This is a genomic window from Aquabacter albus (assembly GCF_040049275.1).
Lineage (GTDB): Bacteria > Pseudomonadota > Alphaproteobacteria > Rhizobiales > Xanthobacteraceae > Aquabacter.
The window spans coordinates 186471-207048 of the sequence record NZ_JBDZDT010000012.1 but is presented as its reverse complement, the minus strand read 5'-3'; the positions used below and the strand labels follow the sequence as shown (position 1 = coordinate 207048).

At 65.5% G+C, this 20578-nt stretch carries 6 protein-coding genes and 2 pseudogenes; 5 read left to right on the top strand and 3 right to left on the bottom strand.

From position 1 onward, the window contains the following. Positions 1-240: 240 nt before the first annotated feature. Positions 241-1170, bottom strand: a complete 930-nt coding sequence (locus tag ABLE91_RS26255; RefSeq protein WP_348935488.1) for a LysR substrate-binding domain-containing protein — start codon at positions 1168-1170, stop codon at positions 241-243. Positions 1171-1321: 151 nt separating this feature from the next. On the opposite strand from ABLE91_RS26255, the gene ABLE91_RS26250 reads away from it, so the two are divergent. The 4 genes and pseudogenes from ABLE91_RS26250 to ABLE91_RS26235 all read left to right on the top strand — a co-directional run bounded on the left by ABLE91_RS26250 (position 1322) and on the right by ABLE91_RS26235 (position 6458). Beyond that, positions 1322-2449 (top strand): MFS transporter, encoded by a 1128-nt coding sequence (locus tag ABLE91_RS26250; RefSeq protein ID WP_348935487.1) that lies wholly within the window; start codon positions 1322-1324, stop codon positions 2447-2449. A gap of 58 nt (positions 2450-2507) precedes the next feature. After that, entirely contained in the window at positions 2508-2933 is a 426-nt protein-coding gene (locus ABLE91_RS26245) for a GFA family protein (protein WP_348935505.1), read from the top strand. 498 nt (positions 2934-3431) lie between these two features. After that, a complete protein-coding gene (locus ABLE91_RS26240; protein WP_348935486.1) occupies positions 3432-4928 on the top strand; it encodes a GGDEF domain-containing protein in 1497 nt (498 codons plus the stop codon). Positions 4929-5075: 147 nt separating this feature from the next. Continuing rightward, positions 5076-6458, top strand: a pseudogene (locus ABLE91_RS26235) (IS1182 family transposase). 366 nt (positions 6459-6824) lie between these two features. On the opposite strand, the gene ABLE91_RS26230 reads toward ABLE91_RS26235, so the two are convergent. After that, positions 6825-8543, bottom strand: coding sequence for a tetratricopeptide repeat protein (locus ABLE91_RS26230; RefSeq protein WP_348935485.1), 1719 nt, complete (start codon positions 8541-8543; stop codon positions 6825-6827). A 195-nt stretch (positions 8544-8738) separates the two neighbouring features. Between ABLE91_RS26230 and ABLE91_RS26225 the strand changes: the two genes are divergently transcribed. After that, complete coding sequence (locus tag ABLE91_RS26225) at positions 8739-20024, top strand: Ig-like domain-containing protein (RefSeq protein WP_348935484.1); 11286 nt, start codon at positions 8739-8741, stop codon at positions 20022-20024. On the opposite strand, the pseudogene ABLE91_RS26215 reads toward ABLE91_RS26225, so the two are convergent. Beyond that, positions 20017-20515 (bottom strand): annotated as a pseudogene (locus ABLE91_RS26215) (recombinase family protein). The gene ABLE91_RS26225 and the pseudogene ABLE91_RS26215 overlap by 8 nt on opposite strands. Positions 20516-20578 lie beyond the last annotated feature (63 nt).

The following is a 20578-nucleotide window of genomic DNA, read 5'->3' as shown; positions in this document are numbered from 1 at the left end:
GACCCCTCTCTCGGACGAGATTCTGGACCGCGCGAGAAGGCGCCTGCGCCGCTAGATCGGCCGGACTGCGTCAACGGCGGAATTGGTGAGATGCCAGAAACCGGACTTTTTCTTTTTTAAAGGTGGAAGGAATCGAACCTGCGACCCGTGCCCGCTAGCCTGCTGCTAAGCGCCAGGAGCGGTCGTCAGCGCTCTGCCGGCAAGCGGACATTTAAACAACGCCACGACGGTGGCCGATCTCTACTGCTCACCGATTTGCGTTAGGGGCGTGCTGTCGAAGCCCTCGATCCACGCACATACTCGGTCGCTGGCGACGCGCAGCGGCGAGTCAAGTGGCGTGTAGGCAAAATAGGTGCGCGACGGCAGCCAGACGTGCGGAAAGGGCGTTATCAGCCGCCCGGCGCGTAGGTCGTCCTCTATCAGGGTGGACGGCGCCATCGCCACGCCGAGGGCGTCCACGGCGGCCTGGATCGACAGATAGAAATGGTCCAGCGTCAGCATCGCCTCCGGTTCGAGAGAACCATGCCCGGCCTTCGCTAGCCAGTCGCGCCAGAGCCTCGGCATGCTGGCGACATGGAGAAGCGTGTGCCGCGCCAGATCCCCCACCTCATCCAGCGGCTGGCATCGCAGCAACGCGGGGCTGCAGGCGGGGAGCCGTCTCTCCGGGAGCAGCGGGCGGGCCGCGAAGCCGTGGAAGGCATCAGGCCCGCCGCGGATGATCAGGTCATAGTCGCCGGCTAGCCCGTCCACCGGCTCGTTGCTGGTCGTCAGCTCGATCTCGATCTCGGGATGTGTCTCGCGCAGCAGCCCGAGCTTCGGCACCAACCAGCGCAGGCTGAAGGTGGCGAGCGCGTTAACCCGAAGCACCACCGTGCCGCCGGCCTTCCGGCCGTGGACTGCCGCCGCTCGGCCGATGCGCTCGAGCGCCGGCTGAATTTCACCGAGCAGCACGTGGCCCTCCGCCGTCAGGGCAACCCCGTGGCTCAGGCGGCGGAACAGCGCTGGCGGGCCGAGCCACTCCTCCAGAAGCCGAACCTGCCGGCTGACCGCGCCATGGGTGACGCCGAGCTCCGCCGCGGCGTCCTTGAAGCTCGACCGGCGCGCGGCCGCCTCGAACGCACGGACGGCGTTGAGAGGCGGCAGAGGACGGTCTTTCGAGGGAGCTGTCATGTGAGTTTATCTGACATCGACAGGGCGAATTAGTCGTTTGCGCGCCGCATTCTAGCAGGTGCACAGTCGCGAAGTGACAAATTCATCCAGCGACGCCTCCACCACCACATCGTTGGCGCCGACCTGCGCGCCGCCGACCCGCAGGCGCACTTTGGCCCTTTCCGGCCTCGCGCACGCGCTGCATGACGGCTACACCGACGCCATCTACGTGCTCCTTCCGGTATGGCGGGCCGAGTTCGGGCTCGACTATGTCGCGCTCGCGCTGCTGCGCGGTCTCTATGCCGGCGCCATGGCCGTGCTGCAGGTGCCCGCGAGCTGGCTCGCCGATCATGTCGGCGGACGGGCGGTGTTGATCCTCGGGACGGTGCTCGCCGCGGCCGGCTATGCGTTGGCCGGCTTCAGCGGCGGCGCGATGGGGCTGTATGCCGCGCTGCTCGTCTCCGGCGCCGGCTCCAGCGTCCAGCATCCGATCGCTTCCAGCGCGGTAGCGCGCGGCTACGGATCGGCGGCGCGCGGGCCGCTCGGCACATATAATTTCAGCGGCGACCTTGGGAAGGCCATTATCCCGGCCGCGCTGTCCCTCAGCCTGTCCATCGCGCCGTGGCGGCCGTCGCTGTGGCTGCTAGCCCTCGCCGGCCTCGCCGTCGCCGCACTGCTCGCTCTGTCCATGCCGAGGATCGAACCGGCGCCGCCGACCTCAGCCTCTCCACCCGGGACGCCGCGCCGCAGCGGGCGTGGTTTCCCGTTGCTGCTCTCCATCGGGGTGATCGATACCGGCGTGCGTATGGGCTTCCTGACGTTCCTGCCGTTTCTGCTGCAACTGAAGGGCGCGTCGCAGCCGCTCATCGGGGCGGCGCTCGCCCTCGTTTTCCTGGGCGGTGCGTCGGGTAAACTCGCCTGCGGCTGGCTCGCCCAGCGCTGGCGCATCGTCGCCGTCACCCTGTGCACCGAGGGGATTACGGCCCTTATGATCGCGCTTGCCACCGTACTGCCGCTCGTGCCGCTGATGATTGTCCTGCCACTGCTGGGGCTCACCTTGAACGGCACCTCGTCGGTGCTCTACGGCACCGTGCCGGAACTGGCGCCAGCTGACCGAACCGAGCGCGCCTTCGCCATCTTCTATACGGGCGTGATCGGCTCTGGAGCGCTGTCGCCGCTGCTATTCGGCGCGGTAGGCGATCAGGCCGGCCCCGTCGTCGCGACGCTGGGGACCGCCGCCGCGGCGCTGGTCAATCTGCCGCTCGCCCTTGCCCTCGGGCCGCGGCTGGCAAGGCGGTGAGTGGCGACCGTCGCGCCTATACATGCCCGCGCCGCGCGAGAATTCGACAAGGAACGACATGGTAAGCGATACGAAGGCCCGGGCTGGCCAGTGCCATTGTGGAGCCGTGCGCTTCGAGGTGGCGCTCAGGGACGGCTTCAACTCGATCAGGCGCTGTACCTGCTCCTATTGCCGCATGCGCGGTGCGGTCGTCGTGATGGCCGAAATGGGCGGGATCCGGATCCTCGAGGGCGAGGAGATGTTGACGACCTACCGCTTCCATACTGGAGCCGCACAGCACTTCTTCTGTTCGCGCTGCGGGATTTACACGCACCATCAACGACGATCCGATCAGAGCCTGTACGCTGTTAACGTCGCGTGCCTCGACGGAATAAGCCCGTTCGATTTCTTCGAGGTGCCCGTCATGGACGGCGTCAACCACACGAGCGACACCGGAAAGCCAACGCGTCGAGCCGGCACCCTGCGTTTCATTCCGGCAGGCTGACCGTCACGGCCCCCCAAATTCTACTCAGCGTTAAGGCGCCGGCACCATCGTCTCCGTTTGCTATATCCGGTCCAAGCGCCCTTGTTGCTACCGCGCCAGGAGCGGAAATTGGTTCGCTCTCGCAAACGGACTTTTCTATTTCCGACCGGGCCGCTAGCTGTCGAGGACATATAATCTCGAAAACTGCGGTGCGATGCGGGCGCGCCGCCATGCGGCATATCGGGGTTGTGCTGAGCCGGATCGCAGGAGGTACGCGCCAAGACATGCCCCGTGAAATGAGGCTGGGGACGGGGTGCCGTTCACCGCACCCGGCCCGGCTTTGTCTGTTGGCATTCGCGGCACTTGGATCTGTAGATAGCATCAGGAGTTGGCAATCGAAATAGCGGCAGGTGTTGCTGGAGTCATTGCTCGGAACGTTGGATATCGTGCGTGAGATGACGCATGGCTTGAATTAAGGGCACCGATTGGAAGCGAAGCCATTTCATCAGAGAGGGAAACATGCGTTCCTCAAAGGCGAACTGGAAGGGCCTTTCCCCCTTTTTCCTGCTCTCCGGCTGTCTGTTACTGACAGGGCTCTACCTGGTCCTCGACTTCCGTCAGGAACGCGCCCGTATCATCGATGACGCGGCGCGGCTCGCTCTCCAGAAGAGCCAACTTATTGGCCGTTCCTTCGGGGACACGTTTCTGGCCGCCGATTATGTGTTGCGAGACGTCATCGGGCGGGTGGATGTGTCTAAGGATCTCTCCTATCCCCCCACCGATCCATCCCGCACAGACCAACTAAGAGCGCTTCTCCGGGAAAAGGCGCAGACCATGACAGGATTGGTGGATCTGGCCCTTCTCGATGACGACTGCACCTTCGTCGCCGTCGGTTATCATCCCGTGGAGGGTAGGAAGAGCATCCAGACCATCTGCCGCGATGCCCGGATCAAGCCCGGTCAGAGCCTGCATTTCGAATACATGACGGCTAAGAATTCGCACTCCGGCCGCCCGGTGATCCTCATGACCCGCTTGATCGGCTCGCCCGACGGGCATCTGGTGGGCGCGGCCATGGCGGTCATCGACCTGGATTTCGCCCAAGGCTGGATTTCGACCGTGGACGCCGACAGCAACGACGTGTTGTGCATCGTCGATACAGACGGCCTTGTCATCGCGCGCAAGCCGTCCCTGCCGTCCGACACCGGCTATCTGTACAAAGCGGCGTTTCTCTCTGCGCTCCGTGCACCAACTTCCTCGAGCGCCGATATTGCAGGAGATGGGCGGAAGCGGATTGCCGGTATCGCTCCGCTCGAGCAGGTCCCGTTTGCCTCGATCGTGGCCTTCGATCTCGATCGTGTGCTGCGCGAGTGGAGGCACCGCGCCTGGCAGTTCGCCATCGGCTTTCTTGCTCTCGCCGGGCTTTCCGTGCTCGCGCTACGCGGGCATCTGGATGTCTTGAAGCAAAGGGAAAAAGCGCACCGTCTCGCAAATCTCGATCCGCTCACCGGGATCTACAATCGTCGCTACTTCATGGAGGCTGGATCGCACGAGTTCGACCGCGCCAAGCGCTATGACCGGCCGCTGTCTGTCCTTGTGGTCGACATCGACAACTTCAAGAATATCAATGATTGCTGGGGGCACCCCACCGGCGATGTGGCCATTCAGGCTGCGGCGAATTCGATCTCGAGCGTTGTGCGGGACCAGGACCTCGTGGCGCGGCTCGGCGGAGAGGAATTCTCTGTGATCTTGCCGGAAACCGATCCACCGCGGGCTCTGGCGATTGGCGAACGGCTGCGCGCCTCCATCGCAACGACGAGCGTGACCAGCGAGGATGGGACGTCCATTCGCTTCACGGTGAGCATCGGGGTGTCGTCGCTGCAGGCGGACGATCCATCATTCCAAGCGATGTCCAACCGCGCAGATAAAGCCTTATACCGGGCCAAGGAGAGTGGGCGAAATCGCGTGATCATTCTCGACTGGACGCACCACGGGGAGACCGCGGGGTTGTCCACCTGAGGACGCGGCGAGGTGAACCCGAGCATCGGTGTCGGAGGGCGTGATCAAACACCCTGGCTCCAGCTCCTGGCGGATGTCGTTGAAAAAGTCGGCATTGCTGCAGGGTGAAGTCCTGATTCAGTCGTCTTCGGGATGGAGGTCGGCGTGATGATGGGCGAGCGAGCAGTGGCGCAGGAGGCGCTGTTCTACGAGTTCAGCCTGGAACGGCACGTCCCGGCCGATCATATGCTGCGCGCGATTGACCGCGTGGTCGACCTGTCCGGCCTGCGGGCCAATCTGCGCCCCTTCTACAGCGAGATAAGCCGTCCTTCCGTCGACCCCGAGCTGATGCTCCGGATGTTGATCGTCGGCTACTGCTTCGGCATCCGCTCGGAGCGACGCCTATGCGAAGAGGTTCATCTGAACATCGCCTATCGCTGGTTCTGCCGCCTTGGCCTCGAAGGCGCTGTTCCCAATCACTCGACCTTCTCGAAGAACAGGCACGGCCGCTTCCGCGACAGCGACCTGCTGAGAGAGCTGTTCGAGATGACCGTCCGACGCTGCATCGAAGAGAGGCTGGTCGGCGGCGAGGGCTTCGCCGTCGATGCCAGCCTAATCAAGGCGGATGCCAACAAGCAGCGCTCCGCGGAAGGCTCGGAGCAGGTGGACTGGGAAGCGCTCGCTGAGACACGCCGCTCGGTTCGGGAATATCTCGACACGCTGGACGAGGCGGCCTGGGGCGCGGCCAGCGAGGTGAAGCCGAAATTCGTCTCCAGATCAGATCCGGCGGCCCAATGGACCGGTGCCTTGAAAGGGCATGCCTTCTTCGCCTACGCCACCAATTACCTGATCGACCTGGACCACGCTGTCATCGTCGATGTGGAAGCCTGCCGCGCCATCCGTCAGGCGGAGGTCGGGGCGGCACGCACCATGATCGAGCGTACGCAAGATCGCTTCGGCCTCTGGCCAGCGCGCCTTGCCGCCGACAGCGCCTACGGTTCGGCCGAGAACCTCCCCTGGCTGGTCCACGAGCGCGGAATCGAGCCGCACATCCCTGTGTTCGACAAATCCGAGCGCCAGGATGGCACCTTCTGCCGGTCCGACTTCACCTACAATCGCGATGCAGATGCCGATATCTGCACGGCCGGCAAGCTGTTGCGGCAGCGGCAGAAGGCCTACCGGATGCCGCGCCACTTGTCGATGATGACGGCATGATGCGCTACCGTGCTAGCAAATTGGACTGCGAGGCCTGCGCGTTGAAGCCCGAGTGCTGTCCCAATACACCCGCCCGCAAGATCCCGCGTTCGATCCACGAAGGGGCCGCGACATCGCTCGGGACATCGCCGCCACGGACGACTACGTCACCTCACGCCGGCAGCGGAAGAAGGTGGAGATGCTGTTCGCCCACCTGAAGCGGATCCTGAGGCTCGACCGGCTAAGGCTACGCGGGCCAAATGGAGCCCGCGACGAGTTCCACCTCGCCGCCGCGGCGCAAACCTCAGGAAGCTCGCGAAGCTCCTGCCGAACGGGCCGCGCTCCGTGACAGCATGAGGTGGAAGGCGCGCGTCTCCGCCCCGGACAGCTATGCCCCCGAGGTTCCGGAACCGACTTTTTCAACGATATCGGCGCAGGTCCGAAACTGGTGCCAAGTGCCTAAACATCCGGGGCGCGATCGAGCGCGGTCATCACAGGCTGAGTTCTACGCCCATTCTATTGCAAGGCGGCTGGATCATCTCGATCGGTCCGGCTTCAAGTCCAGCGGCGGAATTGACTGGCAACCCGTTCCATTCGAGTGCGGGCGGTGTTGCTGAATAATCTCGGCAACGGTGTCGGCCCCCAGCAGCTCCCGTAGGTTCCGCGGGTATCGCAGGGAGCCGGCGATAGGCTTGCCGGTGCCACCAACGCCTGCGAAAACAGTCAGCGCTCCGGCAATCCGATCTCGGCCATGGTGCGCATGACCAGCTTGCTCGCCTCGAGATAAGCCTGGCCCGCGTTCACGGTCGATGGCTGTACGTTGAGGACCGTCGACCCAGGTCTCAGCTCCATGGCTTTTGCGAAGGCCGCGTTTGCCTCGTCCGGCCGACCCAGGCGCTGATAGGCTACGGCCAGCAAGAAATAGGAGCGCCCCGACGCCGGCGTAATGGCGATCGACCGCTTCAGCCAGGACACCGCATCTTCGTTGCGGCCCATGAGCAGGGAAGTCCATCCTGCCCCAAGCAGCCAGGTCCAGCGCGAGACTTCGGGCGTGTCGAACCGATCGGCCTGCTCGAACGTCGCCAGCGCATCCTCGAAGCGTCCCAACTGAATTTGCGCAAGGCCGATGTTGTAAAGAGCCGCCCCGTTCCACGGATCGAAGCTCAACGCTCTCGCGCAGGCCACCAGGCTTTCCGCAAACTGATTGGTCGCCGTCTGGAAGCGGCAATAGGCGTCCAGCACTGGAATGTAACGGGGCTTGGCGCGCAAGGCGCGTTCCAGCAACGATCTGGCGTTGCCCTCAGCCGCCGCGCTCTCGGCGGGATCGTACCAGACCATCATGATCCCGCGCAGCTGAAGCGCGGCAAGCGCGACTTGCAGATCGGCATTGTCGGGTTCATCGGCGAGAGATGTCTCCAGCATGGTCTGCGCCGTGGCAAAACGCTCACGGGTCGTTCGGTTGATCGAGGCGAGCGCCTGTTCGATGACGACCTTGGCATCGCCGGCCCGACGGGCACCGGCTTCCAGGAGCGCGTTCATGCGACGGGCCAGCGGATCACCTGCTCCAGCAGCAAGCCGCGTTTGCTGGAGTTGCAGGTCTCCGACGTTGATCTCAACCGAAGCCGTTGCGACCGATTCTACCTCGCCGGTGACGGTGTTGAGCATGCGTGCCCGTAAGGTCCACGATTGCTCACTCTTCTGCAGATCGCCTTGCAGCACGAAGTCCGATTGCGCGGAGGATGTGGACGCCGGTTCGGAAGCGGCCGCCACTCCTGATCGCGGTGTCGCCACGCGGATATTGCCGATCTCGGCGAAACCCTCGATCAGGCGATCGGTCACGCCTGCCGCCATGGCGCCGCCCTGACGGTCGTCGCTTGCATCGACGATCGGCATCACCGCAATGATCGGCGGCGTCCGCTTGAAGAGAGAATCAGACCGAAGGACCGCAATAGCGACGGCAATCCCGACAATGGCGCACAGGCTCGCCACGGCGGCGGCGACCGCCGGCCCGCGCAGGCCAAACAGGGGCCGCCGCGGCTTTGCAACCTCGGCCGCGGCCTCCACATTCGCCGGTGGATCAACGTGCGGCTCCGGAACGGGCAACGCCGCTTCGGCTGAAGCCGCAGGGCCGACCGGCTCGATGGATGCTTCGGCGGCGAACAGGTATCCACGGCCGGACACGAGCTTGATGATCTGCCGCTGATCGTCGCCGAGCGCGGTGCGAATCTCGCGGATGCATTGGAACAGGCCGTCCTCGCTGACGTGGACGTTGGGCCAGACCGCCTCCATCAACTCCTGCTTGCTGAGGACACGGCCAGCGTTCCCCGCGAACAGCCGGAGCATCTCGAAGGTCTTCGGCCGAAGCTTGATCGCCGCCCCATCGGCTCCGCGCAGCTCAGCACGCTGCTCGTCCAGTTCAAAGCTGGCGAAACGAAACACCATGCCCCCGCCGCCCCGGCAACCCGCCCGATGCGGCGGAATATGAAGAGCAATCCATAAAAGACGAAGCCCAAAAGGCAATTTCAGAAAAATTTCAGAACGCCATCCCCGCCCTATCAGGATGTTTTCCGGCAGCCATGAGATGAGAAACCTGTCGCATTTCGCGAAGATTCCTACCCGACAGGCTGGGCCCCACGCGTGACCACCACGTTCAATATCTCAAGCGCTGCTGATCTCAGCAGCGCGATCGCCGAGATCAGCAGCGGCGGCGCGAGCGCGGCTACCAATACATCCTATACGTTCAATTTCCTGACCGGCTTCACGCTCGACCGCGCGCTGGGATCGATCAGCCTCCTTGCCGCCTCAAGCCTGACGATCCGTGGCGGCAACTTCACCATGGATGGCGCCAATGCGTTTGGCGGCTTCATGGTGATGTCGGGCAGCGTCAGCATCGACCATCTGACCATCGCCAACACCGTGCAGCGCGGCGGCGACGGCGAAGACGGCAAGATGTGGGTCAATGCCGTCGGTGGTAATCCTACCAATGGCGGGGGCGGCGGCGGCGCGGGGCTCGGCGGGGGGCTCTTCGTCGCCGCCGGCTCAAACGTCACGCTCGACACCGTTTCGTTCTCGGGAAACCGGGCGGTGGGCGGCGATGGCGGCGATGCGTCCCGGACGTGGCCGACCGAAACCGGCGGGCCGCATTTCGCCGGCGGCGGACAGCTGAACGGCGTCGGTGCCCTCACGCCTGCGGCCACGAACGGCGCCTTTGGCGACGGCGGCGGCGGCAGCGCAATTTCGGGCACCAGCACTAATGATTATAGCGGCCAGCCCTCAGGTGATGGCGGCTTCGGCGGCGGCGGCGGCGGCGGCTTCCCGCTCAGCTATCCCTACGTCTCCGATCGCGCCCAGGGCGGGTGGGGCGGCGGCATTGGCGGCCTGTACGCCCTCGGAGCGGACCGGAGCCCGGGCGGCGGCGGCGGCGGCCTCGGCGCCGGTGGCGCCATCTTCGTGCAGGAAGGCGGAAACCTCACCATCGCCGGCGCGGGCTCCATCTCGGGCGGGTCCGCGACGGGCGGCGCACGCGGATACACCACCCCCGAAACGAGCTCAAATGCATCCATGCAGGCCGCGGCCGGCATGGGCGTCGGCTCCGGCCTTTTCCTGCAGGGCAACCAGAGCCTGACCTTCGCGCCAGCGGCCGGGGTGACGCAGACCATCAGCGACACGATCGCGGATCAGGGCTATTTCAGCGGCGCGGGCTACGGCTACGGCAAGCTGGTGGTCAACGGCTACGGCACGCTGGTGCTCTCGGCCGCGAACCTGTTCGGCGGCGGCATCCTGGTCAATGACGGCACGCTGTCGCTGCTGAACAGCGCTGCGGCCGGCTCGGGCGCGATCACGCTGCGTGACCACGGCACGCTGCGCCTCGGCGCGGCGGTCGATCCGGCGAACATCATCAAGGGCTTCGACGGCGGCGACGCCTTCAGCTTCACGAGCTACAGCGCGACGTCGCTCTCCTTCAACTACAGCACCAATGTGCTGAGCGTCACCAATGGCAGCGCGACGCGGACCATCTATCTCGATCCCACGCGCAATTATACGGGCACGCATTTCGTCGCGACGTCGGACGGAAGCGGCGGCACCACGGTCACGCTCGGCAATCTGCTCGTCAATGGCGACTTCGACGCGACCGACCTGAGCAGTGGCGCGTCCGGCGTGACGGTGGACGCGGCGGGCGGCAACTATACCCAGGCCGCGCCGACAGGGTGGGTCAGCAGCGGCGGCACCGGCACCCAGGCGCCTGTCGCCAGCCAGCTGGCGGCGTTCGCCGACGGCAACAACAACGTCGCCTATCTCAACGCCGGCGCCTCGCTTTCGCAGACGTTCAATCAGGTCGGCACCTATCGCAATTACGATTTTGCCGTCGATATCGGCCGCCGCACCAATGTGGCTGGCACCACGGGCGTGGTGAAGATTTTTGCCGGCTCAGACCTCATCGCTCAGCAGGCATTCGACACCACGTCGCTATCCGCCGGCACGGTCATGCATCTCTTCCTGAGCGGAGAGATTTTGGCCGCCAACCTCGGCCAGCCCATCAGGATCGAGATCCAGAACACCGGCGCAGCGCAGATCTTCATCGACAATGCGGTCGCCGCCGGCGCGAACCTGCTCAACCAGCCGACGATCTCCGTCGCGGGCGCGACGATGGCGATCGAAGGCGGCGCGGCCGTGACGGTGCTCTCGGGCGCGCCGGCGATCACCAGCTCCCTCGGCACGCTCGACAGCGCGACGGTATGGATCTCGGACTTCAAGGCGGGCGATATCCTCGCGGCGGCGACCGCCGGCACCACGATCACCGCAAGCTACGCGAACGGCGTTCTGACGCTGTCCGGCACCGACACCGTCGCGCACTACGCGCAGGTGCTGGCCTCGGTCACCTATCGGGACACGGGACACGACACCGCCACGAGCGGACGGCCAGAGCGCCATCTTTCGTGGAGCATCGACGACGGCACGTTGAACGCCACCGCGCCGATGCAGATCGAGGTCGCCATCAACCGTGTTCCGGACACCACCAACATCGCGGTGATCCCCGGAATAGCCTCGTATGTCGGCCACATTACCCAGTCGGCACCCGATTATGACGGCGACGGCGTCGCCATTCTCTCGTTCGAGGGAAGCGCCGCCAATGTCGGTGGCTACATGGCGGGCAGCTTCGGCGTGCTGCGTCTCAGCGCGGACGGCAGCTACGAATACATTCCCAACGCCGGGGTGCTTCAGCAGACCGGTGTGAAGCACGACAGCTTCACCTACACGGTGCAGGACAGCACCGGCCATACGGTCGACGTGACGCTCGATGTCGCGATCCTTGGCCCGCGCATCACCACCGCGGACCTGACCGCGAACGCGGCGGCGATCGCCGCGAACCCTGCCGTTCCGTTCTCGATCGTCGATACCGCAGCCAACATCGCGTCCCATGCGGCGGCCATCGATGCGCTGACGGGGGCCGGCCGCATTCTCTCCCAGCAGGTGGTGGACGGTGCGGGCAATATCGTCTCGACCACCTATTTCATCAACAATGCGGAGGATCTGAACGCCGCGCTCGCAGAGATCAATCAGGGCGGCGATCGCGCGACCGCGACGCCGGCCTTCACGTTCGAATTCCTGAACAGCTTCATCCTCGACCGCCAGCTCACCCCGATCAATCTCGACGCCGCCGCGACGCTAGTCATCAACGGCAACGGCTTCGAAATGAACGGCGCCGACACCTATGGCGGCTTCGTCGCAAGGTCCGGCAACATCAGCATCGACGGTCTGGGGATCGTGCACACCACCCAGCGCGGCGGCGATGGCGAGGCGAGCCACTACGGCAGTGGCGGCGGCGGTGGCGGCTTCGGCGGCGGCCTGCTGGTGTTCGCCGAAGCCGCGGTGGAGCTGGGAGACGTCTGGTTCGACGGCAACCGGGCCATCGGTGGCAACGGCTATAACTTGATCTATGGCAGGCCCGGCGGCGCGGGCGGGCAGCTGAACGGCTTTCTCGGCGGGGGCGGCGCGGCCGGCTTTGTGCTCGGCCAGGGCGGCGTTCCCGGCGGCTTCGGCGGTGGCGGTGGTGACGGCCAGGGCGTCGGCGCCGCCGGTGGCTTCGGCGGCGGCGCTGGCGGGAGCGGTGACCAGATTCCATACCGTGCTCCCCCTCAATTCAGCGAATTCGGCGGCGGGGCTGGCTATGGTGGCGCCGGCGGCGGCGCCGGTCTTGGCGGTGCGATCTTCGTGCAGGAGGGTGGCACCCTCTCGTTCACCGGCAGCGCCGCCATATCGGGCGGGTCGGCGATCGGCGGCACCGGCATTACATACCTTTACGACGGCAATGGCGTGGGCCTCGGGTCCGGCATCTTCCTGCAAGGCAATCAGACGCTGACCTTCTCGCCCGAGGTGGGCGAGACCCAGACGATCGGCGGCTCCATCTATATCCAGACCGGCGGCGCCATCGTTCTCGACGGCCCGGGCACGCTTGCGCTCGGGGCCGGCAATTCCGTTGCCGCGACCACCATCAACGAAGGCACGCTGGCCCTGCTGGCGACAGGGGCCGCGGGCAACGGCACGCTCAACTTCGCGGCGCGCGCGCAAGGCACGCTCGCGATCGGGGCGAACGCCGACGTCGGCAACACCATCGTCGGCTTCGACATGACCGACGCGATCGATCTTGCGGGCTATGGCGGATCCATAAGATTCTACGTCGCGCCGAACAGCAACGTGCTGCAGGTGACCAACGGCACGCTGACCGAGTTTCTGACCTTCGATCACACGGTCAATGCATCCCAGTTCAGCGCGACATCTGATGGCATTGGCGGCGCGCTCATCACGCTGAGAAACTTGCTGACCGATGGCACCTTCCGGGCGGTCGATCTCAGCACTGGCGCCGCAGGCGTCATGGTCGATGCCGTGCACGGCAATCACACCGCGACCGCGCCGTCCGGCTGGACAGGCACGGGCAGCGTCGGCGCCATGGCGCCGACCGCCGCCGTGTCCCCCGACTTCGCCAACTCGCAGGTCGCCTATCTCGATGGCGGCGCGAGCCTGTGGCAGACCTTCACGCAGGCCTCGCATTTCTACCAATATCAGGTGTCGCTCGATCTCGGCCGCCGGCTCGACGCGACAGCGGCGACGACCGGCATTATCAAGGTCTATGCCGGCTCCGATCTCATCGGGACGCAAAGCTTTGACACGGGCAATATTGCCCCCGGCGCGGTGACGCATCTCACGCTGACCACGAACGGCCTCGCCGAAGCGCAGTTCGCGCAGCCAATCCGGGTTGAGATCGACAATACCGGCAGCGGACAAGTGCTGCTCGACAATGTGCTGGCGAGCCCGATGCGGCCGCTGACTTACGAGATTGCGAGCGCGCTGGACTTCAACAATGCGCTGGTATCGATCAATGCCGGCGGCGCCGATGCCATCGCGAACGTGCACTACACGTTCAACTTCGCGAACGGCTTCACGCTCGATAGCAACCTCGACACCATCAATCTCCTAAGCTCAGCCTCGCTCACCATCAACGGTGGCGGCTTCACCATCGATGGCGCCAGCGCTTTCGGGTCGTTCGAAATTACATCTGGCGCGCTCGAAATCAACGACATCGCCATCCACAACACCGTCGCGCGCGGCGACAATGCGTCCAACTATAATGGCGGGAATGGCGGCGGCGGCGCCGGGGTCGGCGGCGGCTTGTTCGTCGGTAGCGGCGCGTCTGCCGTGCTGTCCGATGTCAACTTCAGCGGCACCGCGGCGGTTGGCGGCAACGGCTCTTCCGGTGGTCAGTTCTCGGAAGGGGGACCTGGCTTCGGCGCCGCGGGAAGCGTTCCCGGCGCGACGTTCACAGGGGGAAATGGTTCTCAAATCGGCGGCGGGGCACTTATTACAGGCGGAGCCGGCGGCGGAATCAATGGATGGGGCGGTGGCCATGGCACGACGGGTGGTCTGTGGGCCGATCCCGGCGGTTCCGGCGGCGGTGGCGCCTTTGGCGGCGCGATCTTCGTGCAGGACGGCGGCAGCCTGTCCATCGCCGGAGACCTGGATATCAGCGGGGCATCGCTCACCCACGGCCTGGGTTACAATGGCGGCGGCTTTGGCGGTGAGTACGGCGCCGGCATCTTCCTCGCCGACAACCGGCCCCTGATCCTCGCGCCGGAGGCTGGCGCGGTCCAGACCATCTCCGGCCAGATCGACGACCAATATGATCACGGACGGCTCGTGCTGGACGGGCGTGGCACGCTGGTCCTCTCCACCGCCAACTTGTTCGGTGGCGGCGTCACCATCAATGGCGGCACGCTCTCGCTGGCGACCGCAACAAGCGCGGGCACCGGGGGCATCGCCTTCGGCGCGAACAAATCGGGTGCCCTTGAACTTGCCGCCGGCATCGACACGGCGAACATCATCTCAGGCTTCACCTCCGACGACGTGATCCGCCTCGTCGGCTTCGGCGCCGCGACAACCTTCTCATTCGGCGCCGACAGGGTGCTGACCGTCGGCAACGGCACCGACACCGTCACGCTCGAATTCGATCCGCTCGGCGGCCTCGTGGCCTCGCAACTGGAGGCGGTCTCAGACGGCAATGGCGGCACGCTCATCACGTTCGCCAACCTTCTGACCGACGGCAATTTCCAGGCGGTCGACCTCAGCACCGGCGCCGCGGGCGTCGTCGTCGATGCCGTGCACGGCAATCACACCATGACCGCCCCGTCCGGCTGGACCGGCAGCGGCAACGTCGGCACGCTGGCGCCCACCGCTGCGGTTTCCAGCGGGCTCGGGTCGAACGTCGCAACGCTTGGCGGCGGCGCGAGCATGTCGCAGTCGTTCGCCGCACCGGGCGACTACAACAATTACGACATTGCGCTCGACATCGGCCGCAGGCTCGACGACACGTCGCCGACCACGGGCGTGGTGAAGGTCTATGCCGGCAGCACGCTGATCGACACGCAGACGTTCGATACGTCGTCGATCGCACCGGGAGCGACCGTACATATCGCGTTCACCAGCGACGGCGTCGGCATTGCCAACCTGGATCAGCCGATCCGCATCGAGATCGAAAACACCGGCACCGGCCCGCTGCTGGTGGACAATGTTTTCGCCGCGAGCGCGAACCCCGTGCCGACCGCCACCATGTCCGTGGTCGCGGCGGATGTGCACACACAAACGATCCAGTTCAATGTCTCGTTCTCGAGCAGCGTGACCGGCGTTGACGCGAACGCGTTCAGCATCGTCGCCAACGGTATATCCGGGGCGACCATCACCAGCATCACGCAGACCGGTGCCTCCCACTACCTGGTGACGGTGACCGCCGGCACCGTGACCGACAACGACAGCATCGGATCCGTTCAGCTCGTCCTGACGGGAGGCAACGTCACGAGCCTGACCGGCGCGCCGTACGACTCGCGCGGCGACGTCAGCGCGGCGCGCGATGTGTCGAACATTTTCGTCATCGCCGATGCTGAGGATTTCAACGCCGCTGTCGCGCTCATCAATGCGGGCGGCGGGGCTTCGGCGGCGAACAGCCACTACATCTTCGACATTCAGGACAGCTTCACGCTCGACCGCAGTCTGGCGCACATCCAGCTCTTGAGTTCGGCAAGTCTCTCGATCGTCGGGCACGACGAGACGCTCGATGGCGCCGATGCCTTCGGCGGCCTGACGATTCTCTCAGGCACTGTTTCGGTCGAGTACCTGACGCTGAGCCACATGAAGACCGCGGGCGGCACCGGCCAGTCCGGTTCCTACAACGATCAGATCGCGGCCGGCGGCGGCGGCGCGGGCCTCGGGGGCGCGTTGTTCGTCGGCGCAGGCGCATCGGTCACGCTCGACACTGTCGATTTCGCCGGCAACCAGGCGGTCGGCGGCGCGGGGGGAAGCTCGCACGGCTTCGGCCCGGACTATTACTGGGACTGGGCGAGCCCGATCGGCAGCGGTGGCGGCCTCAACGGTGCGGACGGCGGCGCGTACTTTGACCTGCAGGCCGGTGTGTTTCGCGACGCGGCCTTCGGCGGCGGCGGCATGGGCGCCAATGGGGTGTTAGCCGCGGGGATCGACGGCGCGTTCGGTGGCGGTGGCGGCGGCTGGGCCCCCCTCTATAACCTATCTGGTGGCGCCGGCGGCTGGGGCGCTGGCAGTGGCGGCAATATCGCAGAGGGCGAATATCCGCCCGGCGGCGGCGGCGGCGGCCTCGGCGCGGGTGGCGCGGTGTTCGTGCAGCAAGGCGGCTCGCTCACGATCCGCGGCGACGGCGCGATCGATGGCGGCGCGGTCACGGCCGGACTGGGGGGCGGTGACGGCGCGCAGAACGGCTCGGCCTTCGGCTCCGGCCTCTTCCTGCAGGGCAACCAGAGCCTGACATTCGCGCCGGCAACGGGCGAAACGTTCACGATCTCGGAGGTCATCGCTGACCAGGCGGGATCGATTGCGACGACCACCGGCGCGGCCAGCCTCATCCTGGACGGCCTCGGCACGCTGGCGCTTTCGGCGGCGAACACCTTCACGGGTGGCGTCACCATCAAAGGCGGCACACTCTCGCTGATGAATGACACCGGCGCGGGCAGCGGCGCCATCACCTTCGCAATGACCGCGCAGGGCACGCTCCATCTCGGCGCCGACATCGACATCGACAACATCATCAAGGGCTTCAACACCGACGACAGGCTCGATCTCGCCGGCTTCGGCGCGGGCACGACCGCGTTCTTCGACGCGGACAACGTGCTGACCGTGACCTATGGCGGCACGATCGAGACCTTCCAGTTCGATCCGACCGCCGCCTACGGCGCCTATCTCGCGCAAACCACAGCGGATGGCAGCGGCGGCTCATACGTCGCCATCGCGCTGAACGGCGGCCCGACCGCGACGCGTGCGATCGCGACCTATGCGGCGACGGAACGCGAGGCCCTGACGCTCGCCGGCACCGGGCTTTCGGTCGCGGACGCCGATGACGTGGGCGCCATCAATCGCATCACGCTCTCGGTGGGGCAGGGCCAGCTCGATGCCACCGTGGGGGCTAGTGGCGTCACGATCGTATCCGGCAACGGCACATCGTCGCTGGTGATCGACGGCACGATCGCGCAACTGGACGCGTTCCTTGCCAGCGATACGCTCAGCTACATCAATTACAACGATGATCCAGATCTCGCGACCACGCTGACGCTGAAGATCGACGACCGCAGCAACATCGGCGGCATTCTGAGCACCACCGCGACGGCCACGATCGATATCACGCCGGTCAACAATGCGCCGGTCGCCGTGATCGCACCCACAAGCTATGCGGCAACCGAGCAGACGACGCTGTCGCTCAAGAACAGCGGCCTCTCCGTCAACGACGTCGACGGCAATCTCGGCGTCGTGACGGTCACGCTGTCGGTGGGTGAAGGCTCGCTGGACGTAACCGCAGGCGGCAGCGGCGCGACTGTCAGCGGCAGCGGCGGCAGTGCGGTCACGATCACCGGCACGCTCGCGCAGATCAACGCGCTGTTCAATGCGGACGCCTCCAGTACGCTCAGCTATCTCAACACTTCCGATACCCCGGCAGCCCATGTGACGCTGACGCTGCTGGTCAATGACCGCGGCAACACCGGCAGCGGCGGCGCGCTGATCGCGAGCGACACCGCGGACATCGCCGTCGCGGCCGTGAACGACATACCCGTGCTGAGCGCCAACACCGCGCCGACACTCGCCGAGGGCGGCAGCACGACAATCACGGCCGCACTCCTCGACGTCAACGACGCCGACAACACCGACGCCCAGCTCACCTACACGATCACGACGGCGACGGCCCACGGCACGCTGATGCGCGACGGCGTCGCGCTCGGCCTTGGCGCAACCCTCACGCAGCGCGAGATCAACACCAACCGCATCACCTACGTCCATGACGGCGGGGAGACGGTGAGCGATGAGTTCGGCTTCTCGGTCAGCGATGATGCGGGCGGGACGATCACGGGCGAAACCTTCACGTTCGCGATCACGCCGGTGAACGACGCGCCAGTCGCCACGGACGGGTCCTTTAGCGGCAGCGAGGACACCATCATCACCGGTACGCTCAGCGCGAGCGATCCGGAGGGATCCGCGCTGACCTATGCGCGCTTCAGGCAGGCGCAGCACGGCACCGTCGTGGTGAATGCGGACGGCACTTTCACCTACACGCCGGATGCAGGCTTCGGCGGCGCTGACAGTTTCGCCTACACCGTTTCCGACGGCAGCCTGACGGACAATGGCACGGTCTCCATCAGGGTGAACGGGCGTCCGGTGGCCGTTGGCGACACCTTCACCACCGTCCGGGACATTCCTGTCACCTTCGACGTGCGCGCCAATGACACCGACGCCAACGGCGACGTCCTCACCGTCACCCAGGTGAACGGCATGGACATTTTCGCCCACGCTCCAGTCACCCTCCATGACGGTTTCGGCGACATCATCGGCATCATCGTCCTGGGGAGCGACGGCAACCTCACCTTTACTCCGACCGCTGGCTATAACGGGCCGGTCAACTTCACCTACACCGTCTCCGATGGCAGCTTGACGGACACCGGCGCCGTCTCGGGCACCATAACCGTGCCGCCAGTGACGCCGGTCAACCGCGCCCCGTTCGCCCATGGCGATGTCTTCACCATGCCTCAGGACGGAGGGGCAGTAGCGGTGGATGTGCGGGCCAATGACGGCGACCCGGACAACGACCTCCTGCACATCACCGCCATAGGCGGGCATGCCATCGTCGCGGGCGGCTCCGCTGCGGTGGACGGCGGCATGGTAACGCTGACGGCGGACGGACGGCTTATCTTCACCCATGCCGAAGGCCATTCCGGGCCGGCCATCTTCAGCTACACGGTCGCCGATGCCGCGGGGGCCGAAGCTTCTGCCATCGTCACCAGTTCGGCGGTTCTTTTATCGGTCCTGCTACAGCTTAAGGACGTGCTGGGCGAGCATGGCCTCTCCGTCGGCGACCCTCAGACCTTGGTCTCCATCCTCTCGGTGGTTGCGCCGGGGGTCCTGGAGGATGCCCACATCAGCGACGCCGATGCGCTGCTCGGCACGCTCGCCTCCCTCGCCGTCGGCCTGTCCGACACCGCCCCCGGCCTCGTTTCGCCCGGCACCGCGGGGGATTGGCTCAGCGCCAGCGATCAGAGCCTCCTCTTCCAGGCGGTTTCGCCCGGTGGGCACGATGTGGAGCTGCAGCTCGGAGATACGGCGGCCGCCTTCGGCAGTGGCGTGCCGGCGGACGGGGTCTGGTCACGGGAGTTCGCGCTGAAGGCCCTGCGGTCAGACTTTTCCGCCTCGACCATCACCGCCCAGGACGGGCATGCGCAGGCCAACGCCCATCAGGCGGACGTGGCGGACGGCGCGCGGCTTGGGATGAAGATCGACGGCATGGCGGCGGGCGCCCCGCATGCGGGTCTCACCAGCCCGTTCGGCCTCATGGATTACGCGAGCGCAGACGGCGACAACGCGGTGAACGTCTCGCGCCTCGTCACCCACGCGCAGACCCTGGGCGGCACCGATGACCAGGACATGCTCGTGCGCCTGCGCCAGAGCGGCATGCAGGACGTGAAACTCATGTTCTATGCCGTGGATGATGACTTCGGTACCGTGGACGGCCTGCGGCCGGGCGATGCCGGCTATGACGCGGCGAGCCGCGCCCATGCCTATCTCACGGATATGGGCGCTACCTGGGTCTCCGGCGCCGGCTACGGCCAGTATGGCGAGGCGACCATCACCGGTGTCGACTCCGGTGATCTCATCGCCATGCGCCTTTCTGCCGGCGGGCACGACTTCTACATGTTCCTGCAGGCCAACGAGCAGGCGAACGGCGCAAGCGTCAACCACGTGTGGAATTACGGCCTCAATACCTGGGGGTGGGAGGACCTCTACGGCGGGGGCGATCGCGACTTCAACGACCTCCTGGTGCAGATGGACTTCGTGTCCCCCGCCATCCACGACACCATCATGTGAGGCGGAAGCGAACCGGCGCGGCGGGACCGGGGGACCGTGCTTTAAGGCTGGAACCCGGCGATAGCTTGGGCTTGCGGCCGAATCGGATGCCTCGTGCCTTTGCCCGAATCCGCCCCTCACCTGTGCGGGATCGAATCAGTTCCCGCTCGAACTCGGCCAGATCGCCGAGGATGGTGAGCATCAACCGGCCGTGTGGCGTTGTGGTATCCCCAACTATCCGAGATTGATCGGAAAGCCGCTCCCCGATCGCTAACTTCGGCAAGCACATTGAGCAGGTCCCGAGTAGAGCGGGCCAGACGGTCCAAGCGAGCGACGATCAGGATATCACCGGTCTTGAGCTTGCTGATGCAATTGCGAAGCTCTCGCCGCTCTGTCTTCGTACCGCTGGCGGTTTCGGAGAATACCGCCTCGCATCCGGCTGCCTTGAGATGTTCGATTTGGGCTTCTAGAGACTGATCATCTGTCGATACACGTGCGCAGCCGAAAATCACGCTCGACTTATAAGACTATAATATGAGACACACAAGTTATTGATTTATTTATACTTGAGGGTC